Raw genomic sequence first — 13,919 nt, forward strand, 5'->3', positions numbered from 1 at the left:
GGAATGTGCAGGCGTTTTGCGTTGTGCGGATGCTGAAGGATATTAAATCGAGTCCAGATAGCGATCGGCGTCCAGAGCAGCCTGACAACCCGTTGCGGCACTGGTGATGGCTTGACGGTAAATGTGGTCCTGCACGTCACCTGCAGCGAACACGCCCGGAATGCTGGTGGCAGTTGCATTCCCTTCGCGACCACCATGGGTAATGATGTAGCCGGTGCTGTCCATCTCAAGCTGACCCTTGAACAGGTCGGTATTGGGCTTGTGGCCGATAGCAATGAACAAGCCGGTTACCGTAATGTCGCGGGTGCTGTCATCCTTGGTGGATTTCAGTCGCACGCCGGTAACGCCCGTGTTGTCACCCAGGACCTCATCGACGGTGCTGTCGAGTGCCAGTGTAATCTTGCCTGCCGCAACCTTTTCCATCAGGTGATCCACCATGATTTTTTCAGCGCGGAAGGTATCGCGGCGATGGATCAGGGTGACGTGAGCGGCGATATTAGCCAGGTAGAGGGCCTCTTCTACGGCGGTATTGCCACCGCCCACAACGGCTACGTTCTGGTTGCGGTAGAAGAAGCCGTCACACGTCGCGCATGCTGACACGCCGCGGCCCTGAAAGGCCTCTTCGCTAGGCAGGCCGAGGTATTGTGCGGATGCACCGGTTGCAATGATCAGCGCATCGCAGGTGTATTCGCCACTGTCGCCAATCAGGCGAATCGGCTTCTCGGTGAGCTTGGCGGTATGGATATGATCGAACAGAATCTCGGTGCCGAAACGGCGTGCGTGCTTTTCAAAGCGAGCCATCAGCTCCGGGCCCTGAACGCCATCGGCGTCAGCAGGCCAGTTATCGACTTCCGTTGTTGTCATGAGCTGGCCGCCCTGTGCAAGACCAGTCACCAGGGTCGGCTTGCGGTTGGCGCGGGCGGCGTAAACGGCGGCGGTGTAACCGGCAGGGCCCGAGCCCAGGATCAGAAGACGGCTGTGCGTGGTGGTCATGTTGCTTACCTCTGGGTTGAGCGCAGCAGAGCGCTTGGTGTTGTAGCCCGCAGTGTACCGGGCGATTCGCGCAATAGTATAAACTTCCGCAATTCCATCAATAAATTGATTTTCGCAATCGAGCTGATCAATTACGGTGATGACCTCTTGTCTTGTTTGCTGCTAACTTGAGGATTTTGCGAAAGTATGTGTATAATGCCGGGCTAATTCGACCATGGTGGTCGGATAATTTGCTGTCTGCGAATGCCAGGGTGCACCGGGTTACGATTCGGGGTGTTGGTCGCAGACAGATATAACCCTTGCATTTGGAGCACATTCATGTCCGTTAGCATGCGCGATATGCTGGAGGCCGGCGTTCACTTCGGTCACCAAACCCGTTTCTGGAACCCGAAGATGGCTCAGTACATCTTTGGTCATCGCAACAAGATTCACATTCTGAACCTCGAAAAGACTCTGCCGATGTTCGAGTCCGCGACCACCTTCGTGCGTCGTCTGGCTGCAAACAAGGGCACCGTTCTGTTCGTGGGTACTAAGCGTCAGGCTCGTGACATCGTCCGTGAAGAAGCCATCCGCGCTGCCGCACCGTTCGTTGATCACCGCTGGCTGGGTGGCATGCTGACCAACTACAAGACGGTCAAGCAATCCATCAAGCGCCTGAACGACCTGCAAGTTCAATTGGCAGATGCAAACAACGGTCTGAACAAGAAGGAACTGCTGACCCTGAGCCGCGAAGTCGAGAAGCTGGAAACCTCGCTGGGCGGTATCAAGGATATGGGCGGTCTGCCGGACGCTATTTTCGTGGTTGACACCGGCTACCAGAAGGGTGCCGTGGTTGAAGCCCAGAAGCTGGGCATCCCGGTCATCGGCGTGGTGGATACCAACAATTCGCCAGAAGGCATCGATTACGTCATTCCGGGTAACGATGACTCCGCACGTGCGATCCGCCTGTACGCTCGTGGTATCGCTGATGCGATCCTCGAAGGCCGTGCCCAGGCAATCCAGGAAATCGTGGCTGCTGTCAGCGGCGAAGCTGCTTAATTTAGCGCAGTTTCATCGCGTTGAAACACGATTCCGCGACAAAGGGGCGTTTCGCCCCTTTTTTGCAACTTGATTGATCAGATTCAGGAGTACGAACATGGCGGAAATCACCGCAAAGATGGTTGCCGAGCTGCGCGAATTGACCGGCCTCGGTATGATGGATTGCAAGAAGGCACTGGTTGAAGCCAATGGCGATCTGAAGGCCGCTGAAGAAGCGCTGCGCATCAAGAGCGGCAACAAGGCCAGCAAGCTTGCAGGCCGTACCGCTGCTGAGGGTACCGTTGCTGTTTTCGTTGATGGCAAGGTTGGCGCACTGGCTGAAGTAAACTGCGAAACTGACTTCGTGGGCAAGGATGAAGGCTTCTTGGCTTTCGCCAAGCTGGCTGTTGAAGCCATCGTCAAGGGTAATGTTGATTCCGTGGAAGCCCTGGCAGATGCCAAGACTTCGACTGGTGAAACCGTTGAAGAAGCTCGCAAGGCCATTATCGCCAAGCTGGGTGAAAACATCGGCGTGCGTCGCTTCCAGCGTTTCAGCACCGAAGGTCATCTGGCAACCTACCTGCACGGCTCCAAGATTGGTGTTGTGGTTGACATCACCGGTGGCGACGAGCAACTGGGTAAGGACATCGCCATGCACATCGCTGCACTGAAGCCGAAGGCTCTGGATGCAAGCGGCGTGGACGCAGAGTCCATTGCGACCGAACGCCGTGTGGCAATCGAGCGCGCCAAGGAAGCCGGCAAGCCAGAAGCCATGCTGGAAAAGATTGCCGAAGGTACCGTTGCCAAGTTCCTGAAGGACGTGACGCTGCTGGGTCAGCCGTTCGTCAAGGACGACAAGGTCACCATTGAGCAACTGCTGAAGAACAACAACGCCAAGGTGAACGGTTTCACCATGTTTGTTGTGGGCGAAGGCATTGAGAAGAAGGTTGTCGACTTCGCTGCTGAAGTCGCTGCTGCTGCCAAGGTCTAATCCGACCTGCTGGCCTATACAACCGCCCGCCAGTTCGGGCGGTTGTATCGCATCTGGACTACGTGTTCATGGTGCATACTGATTCAAATCATCAGCCGCAGATGCTGATGAGCAAAAATAGCCTACCCATCTCCTTCATATGAAAGGTCTCCCATGTCCGCTACTCCCGTATACAAGCGCATTCTGCTCAAACTGTCTGGCGAAGCCCTGATGGGCGATGACAGCTACGGTATCAATCGTGCAACGGTTGAGCGCATCGTGAGCGAAGTGAAGGAAGTGGCTGGTCTGGGTGTGCAGGTGGCCGTTGTCATTGGCGGCGGTAATATCTTCCGTGGCGTAGCACCTGCAGCTGCGGGGATGGATCGCGCGACTGCCGACTATATGGGCATGCTGGCTACCGTGATGAATGCGATGGCCATTCAGGATGCTATGCGCCAGCAAGGTCTGGTGAGTCGTGTGCAATCCGCGCTGACCATCCAGCAGGTGGCAGAGCCCTACATTCGCCCGAAAGCCATTCAGTATCTGGAAGAAGGCAAGGTGGTGATCTTTGGTGCAGGTACAGGTAATCCTTTCTTCACTACGGATACCGCAGCAGCCTTGCGCGGCATGGAAATGAATGCTGATGTGGTCTTGAAAGCGACAAAGGTGGATGGCGTATACACCGATGATCCGAAGAAGAATCCGGATGCAGTCCGTTATTCTTCGCTGACATTTGATGAGGCCATCCAGAAAAACCTCAAGGTGATGGATGCAACAGCACTGGCTTTGTGCCGCGACCAGAACATGAATATCCGTGTGTTCAGCATCTTCAAGCAGGGTGCACTCAAGCGCGTTGTACTGGGTGAAGATGAAGGCACACTGGTGCATTGCTGATGTACAGGGTAAGCTTCACCGCTTGCCCTTTGTAGTTATGTAGAATTTGAACGGTTAAGACATACAGGAGCGCGTCAATGATCGCCGACGTGAAACAAACCGCCGACCAGAAAATGCAGAAGTCGGTTGAGAATCTGAAGAACAATTTGCAGAAAGTCCGCACCGGCCGTGCACATACCGGCCTGCTGGATCACATCCACGTGGATTACTACGGTGCGCCAACTCCGATCAATCAGCTCGCAAATATGAATCTGATTGATGCGCGCACGATCGGGGTGTCCCCGTATGAGAAGAAAATGTCAGGTGCTATCGAAAAGGCCATTCGTGACTCCGATCTGGGTCTCAATCCGGCCACGATGGGTGATCTGATCCGCGTGCCAATGCCAGCGCTGACCGAAGAGCGCCGTCGCGACCTGATCAAGGTTGTGCGCGGTGAAGCAGAAGACTCCCGTGTTGCAGTCCGCAATGTGCGTCGCGATGCCAATAACGATCTGAAGTCGCTGCTCAAGGATAAGGATATTTCCGAAGACGAAGAGCGTCGCGCACAGGACGATGTTCAGAAGCTGACCGACAAGTACATTGCCGAAATCGACAAGGTACTGGCCGCCAAAGAGCAAGAACTCCTGACAGTCTGAGGTCGTTTCGTGGTTTCCTTTGCCAGTTCGACCCGGGACATTCCGGATGTGAGTCAGGTGCCAGCGCACATTGCCATCGTCATGGATGGCAATGGCCGCTGGGCGCGCAAACGCATGCTGCCACGAGTAGCGGGCCACAAACGCGGACTGGAAACTGTCCGCGAAATGGTCAAAGTGTGTAGTAAGCTCGGGATTCGCTATCTGACGCTGTTTGCATTCAGTAGTGAAAACTGGCGTCGCCCCTCTGATGAAGTCTCCTTCCTGATGGGCTTGTTCCTGACTGCGCTGGAACGGGAAATCGAAAAGCTGTCAAAGGCAGACGTTCGCCTGCGTTTGATCGGTCGACGCGATCGTCTGCAGCCACGTATCGTCGAACTGATCGAAGCGGCCGAGCAGCGTACGGCGAATAATGAAGGTCTGACACTGACCATCGCAGCCGATTACGGCGGTCGCTGGGATATCCTTCAGGCGACACAGGCGATGCTCAAAGACAAGCCTGAGCTTGCCAGCGGGTTTGCCGAATCAGATTTCGAGCCATACCTGTCGATGAGCTGGGCGCCTGAGCCGGATCTGTTTATCCGGACTGGCGGCGAACAGCGCATCTCCAATTTCCTGTTGTGGCAAAGTGCCTACACAGAATTTTATTTCACCGACATTCTCTGGCCGGACTTTGACCGTGCAGCACTTGAGGCCGCGATTGCATCGTATCGCACCCGTGAGCGCCGCTTTGGTCGTACCAGCGAACAGGTTCAGGACGCCAGCTAAGATGCTGAAAGCCCGTATCATCACCGCACTGGTGTTGTTGCCCATTGTGCTCGCCTGCCTGTTTGCAGGTTCCTCATTGCTATGGGGCGGCTTTGCCCTCTTTGCGCTGACCGTTGGTGCGTGGGAGTGGGGACGCTTTGCCCGGCTGGAATCCGCTGAATCCAAAGTGTTCATCGCCAGTTTTGCGCTGATGGGCGGAGCATTGCTTGCGCTTCCCCCGGCCATTACGGTCGTCTGGGCGCTGGTATTCGATATCTTTGCGCTGGTGTTCTGGTTAGCGGTCATTCCACTCTGGTTGGCGCGTAAATGGGCGCTTGCTCCAAAATGGCGTGCCGCGATCGTCGGTATGCTGGTTTTGATGTCTGCATTGTCCGCAGTGACACGCCTTCATGCACTTACGGATGGCCCCTTGGTGCTGCTTATGACGCTTGCCATCGCATGGATTGCGGATGTCTCTGCATATTTCGCCGGCCGTGCCTTTGGCAAGCGCAAACTTGCGCCTTCGATTAGCCCCGGCAAGTCCTGGGAGGGCGTGTATGGGGCGTTGATTGCAGTCACGCTTTACGCGCTGGCTTTGCATCAACTCAATGTACCGGTTTATGGAAAACTGCCCTTGTACGTGCTGATTCCGGTATTCCTGCTATTGACCGCTGTCAGCGTCATGGGAGACTTGTTCGAGTCGCTTCTCAAGCGTATGGTGGGCATGAAAGACAGTAGTCAGTTGCTGCCCGGTCATGGTGGTGTGCTGGATCGTGTAGATAGTTTACTGGCACTCGCACCGCTGTCGGTCTCCCTGTTATTCTTTTACGCAAGATTTGCGCCCTGAGCGGCGTATTCGCTTGCGTTCAGCCTTTCTCAGATTGCCATGTCCCAACCGATTCGTACCTTAACCGTTCTGGGTTCCACTGGCAGCATAGGCGTCAGTACGCTCGACGTCGTCGCCAGACATCCTGATCGCTACACAATTCATGCGCTGACCGCAGCGTCGCGCATTGATGCGCTGGTCGAACAGTGTCGCGTGCATCGCCCGCGCTTTGCGGTAGTCTCGGATGCGTCCGCCTATGGTGCGCTTAAGTCTGCCCTTGAAGCGGCCGGGCTGCATGATATCGAAGCAATGGCCGGGACCGATGCCCTAGTTCAAGTTGCTACACAGCCAGAAGTAGACATGGTGATGGCCGCCATTGTTGGCGCAGCCGGCATGCCGCCTACCATTGCTGCTGCGCGAGCAGGCAAGCGCATCTTGCTTGCCAATAAAGAAACGCTGGTCATGGCCGGGGCGCTCTTCATGCGCGCTGCACGTGAAGGCGGTGCAGAACTGCTTCCCATCGATAGCGAACATAATGCGATTTTCCAATGTCTGCCACAGCCATTTTCTGGTGATGTCCGCCAGGGCGTCCGCCGGATTTTGCTAACTGCCTCTGGCGGCCCATTCCGTGGCATGAACCCGGAACAATTGCGCGATGTCACGCCCGAGCAGGCGGTGAAGCATCCAAATTGGTCGATGGGACGAAAGATATCGGTTGATTCGGCCAGCCTTATGAATAAAGGTCTGGAAGTGATCGAGGCACGCTGGCTGTTCGATTTGGCACCGGATGATATTTCCGTGGTTGTGCATCCGCAAAGCGTGGTGCATTCAATGGTTGAATATCTGGATGGATCTGTGCTTGCGCAAATGGGTAACCCTGATATGCGTACACCGATTGCGTATGGCATGGCGTGGCCAGAGCGCATCGATGCAGGCGTGACTTCGCTGGATCTGTTTCAGGTCGCCCGATTAGACTTTCAGGCGCCTGATCTGCAGGCCTTCCCATGCTTAAAGCTTGCGTTTGATGCCTTAAAGATGGGGGATGCTGCACCAGCCATGCTGAATGCGGCTAACGAGGTGGCTGTGGCCGCGTTTCTGGATCGTCAAATACGGTTTGATGAGATTGCCGCAGTTAATGCCAGCGTATTGGATGCCGCACCGCAAACAGGTCACGTAGCTGAACTGGATGCACTGGTTGCGGCTGACCATGAAGCCCGTGAACGCGCGCGGAGTTGGATTGCACAGCGGAGCCGTGCATGAGCACACAAGCCTGGTTGCTGGTATTGCCCGCCTTTATCATCGCCATTGGCGTACTGGTCACCGTACATGAATTCGGGCACTACTGGGTTGCCAAGCGTTGCGGCATCAAAGTGCTGACGTTCAGTATTGGTTTTGGTCGGCCGCTGGCTCAGTGGCAACGGGGCGAGACGACGTGGCAAGTGGGGGCGATTCCACTGGGCGGTTATGTCCGTATGCTGGGTGAGCACGATGATGAGATTGATCCGTCCGAGCTGACCCGATCATTTAATCGGCGTCCCGTCTGGCAGCGAATGGCGGTACTGCTGGCGGGTCCAGTCGCCAATTTTCTCTTTGCCATCGTCATCTACTGGCTTATGTATATGGTCGGCGTGACAGTCCTGCGGCCGGTTATGGGCGATGTATTTCCGGGTTCTGTTGCTGCGCGTGCGGGCCTTGAGCAAGGCGATCAAGTGATTGCCATTAGCGGTGAGGCCGTTAGTTCCTGGGATGATATCTATTCCGGTTTGATCCGCGCAGCTGTCTCCGGGCAAGATGCTTCATTGCTGGTGCGGAGAACGTACGGTATGGACATGCTGATCAAATTGCCAACACGTTCCATGATGTCGGATGCCTTTGTGGAGCGTCCGGATGCTCAGCTCGGCATTTCACCGTTAGTCTCAACCCGTAAAATCGGATACGTCGAAAAAGGCAGTCCCGCTGAAAAAGCTGGACTGAAAGTCGGCGATGAACCCGTGGAAATCAATGGTCAGCGGGTTAAAACGTGGTTTGATTTTGTAGAGACGGTCCGGTCACAGCCGGGCGTTCTGCTGCATCTCTCGGTGCGACGGGGCGGTGAACTAATCCCGCTACAAATAATCCCAGTAATAGCAAGCAAGCATGGCGCGGCCTCGGGACGAATTGGGGCTGCACCTGAACTGGATCATGCGGCTTGGGCGTCATTGCGCTTCGAGCAGCAACTTAACCCACGTGAAGCACTGGGACAGGCACTGAGCGCTACATACAATAGTGCGGCATTTCTGCTGAAAATGGTTGGCAAGATGCTGACAGGCGATGTATCAACTCGACAGCTGTCCGGGCCGGTTTCCATGGCAAAATCCGCTGGTGAAACCGCTGCACTGGGGATCCAGACTTACTTGCGGTATTTGTGCATGATCAGCATCAGCCTTGGTGTGATGAACCTGTTGCCTATCCCTGTGCTGGACGGTGGCCATTTGATGTATCATCTCGCCGAACTTTTGCGGGGCAAGCCTGTGTCCGACCGAGTAGCTGAATTTGGCCTTCGAATCGGCATAGGACTTTTAGTCAGCCTGATGATGTTTGCGCTCTGGAATGATCTGACGCGCGTCTCCGGCGGTTAAACTGGCTCGATCCACCCGACAAACCCTTTGATAGCGCTCGCCACCTGAATGTGGCTGTGCAAGATTGAGTATGAGACCGAACCCACTTACGCTCGCCGTTATTGCTGCACTTGGATTGTCGATTCCCGCTCGCGCGTTCGAGCCCTTTGTCGTCAAGGAAATTCGTGTTGACGGTATCCAGCGTACCGAGGCTGGTACGGTGTACAACTACCTGCCCGTCAAGGTCGGTGAAAAAATGGATAACGACCGCGCTAGACAGGCCATTAAGGCGCTGTTTGCGACCGGTTTCTACAATGATGTCCGCATCGAGTCTGAAGGTGATGTACTGGTTGTGTCAGTCGATGAACGACCAGTGATTGCCAGTATTGAAATCAAGGGTGCAAAAGAGTTTGAAAGTGATCAGCTCATCAAGGCACTCAAGGAAAATGGTCTGGCGGAAAGCCGCGTTTTCGATCGTTCCATGCTGGATGCGGCTGAGCAAGAACTGAAAAAGCAGTATTTCAGCCGTGGCAAGTATTCGGTCAAGATCAATACCGAAGTGATGCGTCTGGAGCGTAACCGTGTTGCAATCTCCTTCGATATCTCCGAAGGCTTGGTAGCGAAGATTCGCCAGATCAATATTGTCGGTAATGAAAAGTACCCGGAAAGCGAGCTGAAAGACGGTTTCCAGCTGGGTCTGACGAATTTCTGGTCCTGGTTCTCCAAGAACGACCAGTATTCCAAACCAAAAATGCAAGATGATATGGAGAAGATGCGCTCCTGGTATATGGATCGCGGCTTTTTGGAATTTAACGTCAGCTCGCAGCAGGTGGCGCTGTCGGAAGATAAGAAGGACATCTTCCTGACGGTGAATCTGTCAGAAGGTCAGCAATACCGCGTAAAAAGCGTCAAGGTAGCCGGCGAGCTGGTGGTACCAGAGGCCGAGTTGCAGTCGCTGATCGAAATCAAGGCTGGCGAATTGTTCAACCGCACGCACATTGATGAAGCGGTAAAGCGCATGACAGACCGTCTGGGAGATGAGGGCTACGCATTCGCCAACATCAATCCGGTACCGGAAGTCGACAAAGAAAAGAACGAAGTTGGATTCACGTTCTATATCGATCCGGGTCGCAAGGTCTATGTTCGCCGCGTCAATATCATGGGCAACACCCATACCCGCGATGAAGTCGTGCGTCGTGAAGTACGCCAGCTTGAAGGCACGATGTATTCGGGTTGGAAAATCAAGCGCTCCAAGGAGCGTCTGGATTTAACGGGCTATTTCTCTGACGTCAATATCGAAACCCCATCCGTTGCGGATAGCAACGATATGGTCGATCTGAATATCACCGTTACCGAACGTCAGACGGGTAGTGTTCAAGCAGGCCTGGGTTATTCGCAGTTCGATGGATTGACGCTGACGGGTTCGTTCTCGCAAACCAATATTTTTGGTTCGGGCAATATTTTCGAGTTGAGTGCGAACACCAACCGCTATTACAAGACGGCTTCACTGTCATTCACTAATCCGTATGCAACGCCGGATGGCGTATCGCGTGGCTTCGATATCTATCGTCGTAACACAATGGCGAATACGGCTACGCTTGCTGCGTATGCCAGCGATGCGGTGGGTGGCGGTCTGCGCTGGAATATGCCGATCTCGGAATTCGAATCGATCTCTGCCTCGCTGAGCGGCGAGCGCAATACCATTTCGCTGTACTCCAATAGCCCCGCCAGTTACGTCGACTTTGTGAAGCAATATGGCGATACAACTGAAACGCTGATCGGGTCGCTGGGCTGGGCAAGTGACACGCGCGACAGCTCTATTTTCCCGACTCGCGGTACCTTCCGCCGGGTGTACACGCAGGCGGCATTGCCAGTAGGATCGATGCGGTTTGTGAAGGTAGGGTTCCAGAACCAGTATTTCTATCCGCTAAACCGTAACTTCACGCTGTACTGGAATTTCCAGTATGACCAGGGGCACGGTTATAGTGGCAAGGCATTGCCGTTCTATCAGGTCTTTACTGCGGGCGGCTTTGGCACGGTGCGTGGTTACGAGGACGGGACACTCGGTCCGAAAGATCAGTACGGCAATGCGGTTGGTGGTGCTTTACGTCTAGTGAATAATTTCGAAGTGCTGATGCCAATGCCCGGCATGAAAGCGGATAAGTCCACACGTTTGTCGGCCTTCCTTGATGCCGGACAGGTCTGGATGGAGAACTCCAAGCCACGCTATACGGATTTGCGCTATTCTGCCGGTATTGCCTTGCAATGGACGTCACCGATGGGGCCAATGAAGTTTAGTCTGGCCCGAGCACTCAACGCGCTGGATGGTGATAAGAAGCAGGCATTCCAGTTCACACTGGGCAAGGTATTCTGATGACAGTTTGGGCCTGATCGGGAAGGTATTATGAAGATGCTTCAACGCGCATGCGCGCTCTTTTTGCTGCTGACCATTGTAGTGCCGGTCTCGGCTGCCGACTTGAAGATCGGGTTTGTGGACTATAACCGCATCATCCGCGAAGCACGCATTGCCGAGCGGATTGCCAAAAAGCTGGAAAAGGAATTCGCGCCGCGCCTGGCTGAAATCAATAACCGGAGCGAAGATATTCGCTCCCGTCAGGCCGATATCGATCGATTGGGTTCGTCGCTGCAGGGAGCCGAGTTGCGCGAACGTGAGCGCGAACTTGCACGTAAGAGCGAAGATCTAAATCGCCTGCAGCGTGATTTCCGCGAAGACCAGAATAAGCGTCGCAATCAGGAAATAGCAGGATTGCAGGAGCACGCGTTCAGCATCATTACGCAGATTGCAGTCAGCGAAAAATATGATCTCATTCTGCAAGATGCACTGTATTTCAATCCACGTCTCGACATTACCGATAAAGTGCTTGAGCGCCTCGTCAGAGTGATGCCGAACTGATGGTATCTGTGAAACCGATGTATACCCTTTCCGAGTTAGTTGAACAGCTGGGTGGGGAAGTGCGGGGGGAAGACTTTCGCGTCGAGCGTGTTGCTTCTCTTGAGTCCGCGACTGCGCAGGATCTAGCCTTCATCACGGGGGCGAAGTATGTCAGTAAACTGACCGCATGTCCGGCCGGTGCGCTGATCGTGCCTGCGACGTTGCCAGATTGCGATACGCGGCCGCGAATTGTTGCCAAAGATCCCTATCTCTATTTTGCTCAGGTCGCGGCACTGCTGAATCCGGTTACCGTACCACCCGCGGGCATACATGCGAGCGCAGTGGTCGATGCATCTGCCATTTTGGCCAAGGGCGTCAGCATCGGACCTCAGGTGGTGATCGGAGCAAATGTCCGTATTGGCGAGGGCTCAGTCATCCATCCCGGTGTGGTGATCGGGGAAGGTGTGGTCATTGGCGAGGATTGCATCCTGCATCCCAATGTAAGCATCATGCATGGCACGATCATGGGTAATCGCGTCATTATTCATCCCAACGCCGTCATTGGTTCCGATGGCTTCGGCAACGCCTGGGCGGGCGATCACTGGGAGAAAATCCCGCAAGTTGGCTGCGTCCGCATCGGCAATGATGTCGAGATTGGTGCCTCCACTACCATAGATCGCGGGACGCTGGATGATACGGTGATTGAAGAGGGTGTCCGGCTCGATAATCAGATTCAGATTGCGCATAACGTCCACATTGGCAAACACACCGCCATGGCGGGCTGTGTTGGCGTGGCAGGATCGACCCGAATTGGCGCGTACTGTACCTTCGGTGGTAGCGCCATGATTCTGGGGCACCTGGACATTGCCGATCGTGTCAATGTGATGGCCGGGACGCTGGTGGGTAAATCTATCAGGAAGCCTGGCACCTACACCGGCTGGTATCCCGTGCAGCCACATGAAGACTGGCTAAAGAATGCTTCGCACCTCAGACATATGGATGCCTTGGCAACCCGTCTGAAGGAGCTGGAAAAAAAAGTGGCAGCATTTGAACGTCTGCCCAACACTGGAGAGAGCGCGTGAGCGAACTGAATTCAATGGATATTCTGGGCATTCTGGAACATCTACCGCATCGTTACCCATTTTTGCTGGTCGATCGAGTGACCGAGCTTGTTCCGGGTGAACGCATCGTTGCACTGAAAAATGTGACTTACAACGAGCCCTTCTTTACAGGGCATTTCCCGAAATACCCGGTAATGCCGGGTGTACTGATTATCGAAGCGCTGGCTCAAGCGGCTGGCGTACTGAGTTTCAAGTCGACTGGCGAGCGCCAGGATGACGGTTCGCTCTACCTGTTTGCAGGCATCGATAATGCCCGATTCAAGGCTCAGGTGACGCCGGGTGACCAATTGGTTCTGAAGGTTTCAATTGAACGTAAGCTGCGCAATATCTGGAAGTACAAAGCTGTTGCGGAAGTGGCGGGCAATGTGGTGGCCGAAGCGGACATCATGTGTGCTCAGACTAAAGCGCGTTGATTGACCGGAGTCCGAATGGCGAACATTCATCCTTCTGCAGTGGTTCATGAAGATGCCAAACTGGCTGACGATGTGCGTGTTGGCCCGTTTTGTGTCATTGGTGAGCACGTTGAAGTCGGTGCCGGCACCGTTTTTGGTCCAAATTGCGTCGTTGAGGGGCACACACGCATTGGCGAGCGCAATACGTTTCATGGCTCCGCGCATATCGGTTGTGCGCCACAAGATAAAAAGTATGCTGGTGAGCCGACCCGCTTGGTGATTGGCAATGATAATGCGATCTTCCAGTTTGTGACGATCTCGACAGGTACTTCGCAGGATCAGGGGCTGACCCGGATTGGCGATCGTAACTGGATCATGGCCTATGTGCACATCGCACACGACTGTATGCTCGGCAACGACTTGATTCTGGCGAACAACGCGACGCTTGCCGGACATGTGCATGTCGATGACTGGGTCTTTTTGGGCGGATTTACGACGGTGCATCAGTTCTGTCGTATTGGTGCGCATGCCATGACCGCATTTACGGCGGCAGTGAGTCAGGATGTACCACCTTACGTCACGGCTGCGGGAAATCGCGCAAAGCCTGCCGGTATCAATTCGGAAGGATTGAAACGTCGTGGATTTACGTCTGATCAAATCATGGATATTAAGCGAGCCTACAAGCTGATCTACCGTCAGGGGCTGTCGCTTGATGAGGCCATGGCCGAAATTTCTGCAAAAATCGACACATCACCAGTATTGAAGCCCTTTGTAGAGTTTGTATCCTGCTCGGAACGTGGCATCATTCGCTGATAGCCTAAAACAGTGACAGGTTCA

14 protein-coding genes are annotated in these 13,919 nt (G+C 54.5%); 13 read left to right on the forward strand and 1 reads right to left on the reverse strand.

Going from position 1 to position 13,919, the window contains the following annotated elements:
- Positions 1 to 42: 42 nt before the first annotated feature.
- Positions 43 to 993: a thioredoxin-disulfide reductase gene (gene trxB / locus KSF73_08765; GenBank protein ID MBV1775807.1), complete on the reverse strand. Its 951-nt coding sequence runs from the start codon at positions 991 to 993 to the stop codon at positions 43 to 45.
- A gap of 318 nt (positions 994 to 1,311) precedes the next feature.
- Between trxB and rpsB the strand changes: the two genes are divergently transcribed.
- From rpsB to lpxA, 13 genes are all read left to right on the forward strand, one after another.
- Entirely contained in the window at positions 1,312 to 2,031 is a 720-nt protein-coding gene (gene rpsB, locus KSF73_08770; protein MBV1775808.1) for a 30S ribosomal protein S2, read from the forward strand.
- Between the two features lie 97 nt (positions 2,032 to 2,128).
- Positions 2,129 to 3,001 (forward strand): translation elongation factor Ts, encoded by an 873-nt coding sequence (gene tsf / locus KSF73_08775; GenBank protein ID MBV1775809.1) that lies wholly within the window; start codon positions 2,129 to 2,131, stop codon positions 2,999 to 3,001.
- Between the two features lie 153 nt (positions 3,002 to 3,154).
- Positions 3,155 to 3,874, forward strand: coding sequence for a UMP kinase (pyrH, locus tag KSF73_08780; GenBank protein MBV1775810.1), 720 nt, complete (start codon positions 3,155 to 3,157; stop codon positions 3,872 to 3,874).
- 77 nt (positions 3,875 to 3,951) lie between these two features.
- The gene (gene frr, locus KSF73_08785; protein ID MBV1775811.1) at positions 3,952 to 4,509 is read left to right on the forward strand and encodes a ribosome recycling factor; all 558 of its coding nucleotides are present in this window, start codon (positions 3,952 to 3,954) and stop codon (positions 4,507 to 4,509) included.
- An 81-nt stretch (positions 4,510 to 4,590) separates the two neighbouring features.
- Positions 4,591 to 5,274, forward strand: coding sequence for a di-trans,poly-cis-decaprenylcistransferase (uppS, locus tag KSF73_08790; GenBank protein ID MBV1775812.1), 684 nt, complete (start codon positions 4,591 to 4,593; stop codon positions 5,272 to 5,274).
- 1 nt (position 5,275) lies between these two features.
- Complete coding sequence (locus KSF73_08795; protein ID MBV1775813.1) at positions 5,276 to 6,100, forward strand: phosphatidate cytidylyltransferase; 825 nt, start codon at positions 5,276 to 5,278, stop codon at positions 6,098 to 6,100.
- A 51-nt stretch (positions 6,101 to 6,151) separates the two neighbouring features.
- Positions 6,152 to 7,339, forward strand: coding sequence for a 1-deoxy-D-xylulose-5-phosphate reductoisomerase (ispC, locus tag KSF73_08800; GenBank protein ID MBV1775814.1), 1,188 nt, complete (start codon positions 6,152 to 6,154; stop codon positions 7,337 to 7,339).
- Positions 7,336 to 8,697 carry an RIP metalloprotease RseP gene (gene rseP, locus KSF73_08805; GenBank protein MBV1775815.1) on the forward strand — a complete coding sequence of 454 codons (1,362 nt, stop codon included), beginning with the start codon at positions 7,336 to 7,338 and terminating at the stop codon, positions 8,695 to 8,697. The genes ispC and rseP overlap by 4 nt, the downstream gene beginning before the upstream one ends.
- A 70-nt stretch (positions 8,698 to 8,767) precedes the next feature.
- Entirely contained in the window at positions 8,768 to 11,050 is a 2,283-nt protein-coding gene (bamA, locus tag KSF73_08810; GenBank protein ID MBV1775816.1) for an outer membrane protein assembly factor BamA, read from the forward strand.
- 30 nt (positions 11,051 to 11,080) lie between these two features.
- Positions 11,081 to 11,590: an OmpH family outer membrane protein gene (locus tag KSF73_08815; GenBank protein ID MBV1775817.1), complete on the forward strand. Its 510-nt coding sequence runs from the start codon at positions 11,081 to 11,083 to the stop codon at positions 11,588 to 11,590.
- A gap of 17 nt (positions 11,591 to 11,607) precedes the next feature.
- Positions 11,608 to 12,651 (forward strand): UDP-3-O-(3-hydroxymyristoyl)glucosamine N-acyltransferase, encoded by a 1,044-nt coding sequence (gene lpxD, locus KSF73_08820; GenBank protein ID MBV1775818.1) that lies wholly within the window; start codon positions 11,608 to 11,610, stop codon positions 12,649 to 12,651.
- Between the two features lie 14 nt (positions 12,652 to 12,665).
- Positions 12,666 to 13,103 carry a 3-hydroxyacyl-ACP dehydratase FabZ gene (gene fabZ / locus KSF73_08825; GenBank protein ID MBV1775819.1) on the forward strand — a complete coding sequence of 146 codons (438 nt, stop codon included), beginning with the start codon at positions 12,666 to 12,668 and terminating at the stop codon, positions 13,101 to 13,103.
- Positions 13,104 to 13,118: 15 nt separating this feature from the next.
- Positions 13,119 to 13,895 (forward strand): acyl-ACP--UDP-N-acetylglucosamine O-acyltransferase, encoded by a 777-nt coding sequence (lpxA, locus tag KSF73_08830; protein MBV1775820.1) that lies wholly within the window; start codon positions 13,119 to 13,121, stop codon positions 13,893 to 13,895.
- Positions 13,896 to 13,919 lie beyond the last annotated feature (24 nt).

This window comes from Burkholderiaceae bacterium DAT-1 (assembly GCA_019084025.1).
GTDB lineage: Bacteria > Pseudomonadota > Gammaproteobacteria > Burkholderiales > Chitinimonadaceae > DAT-1.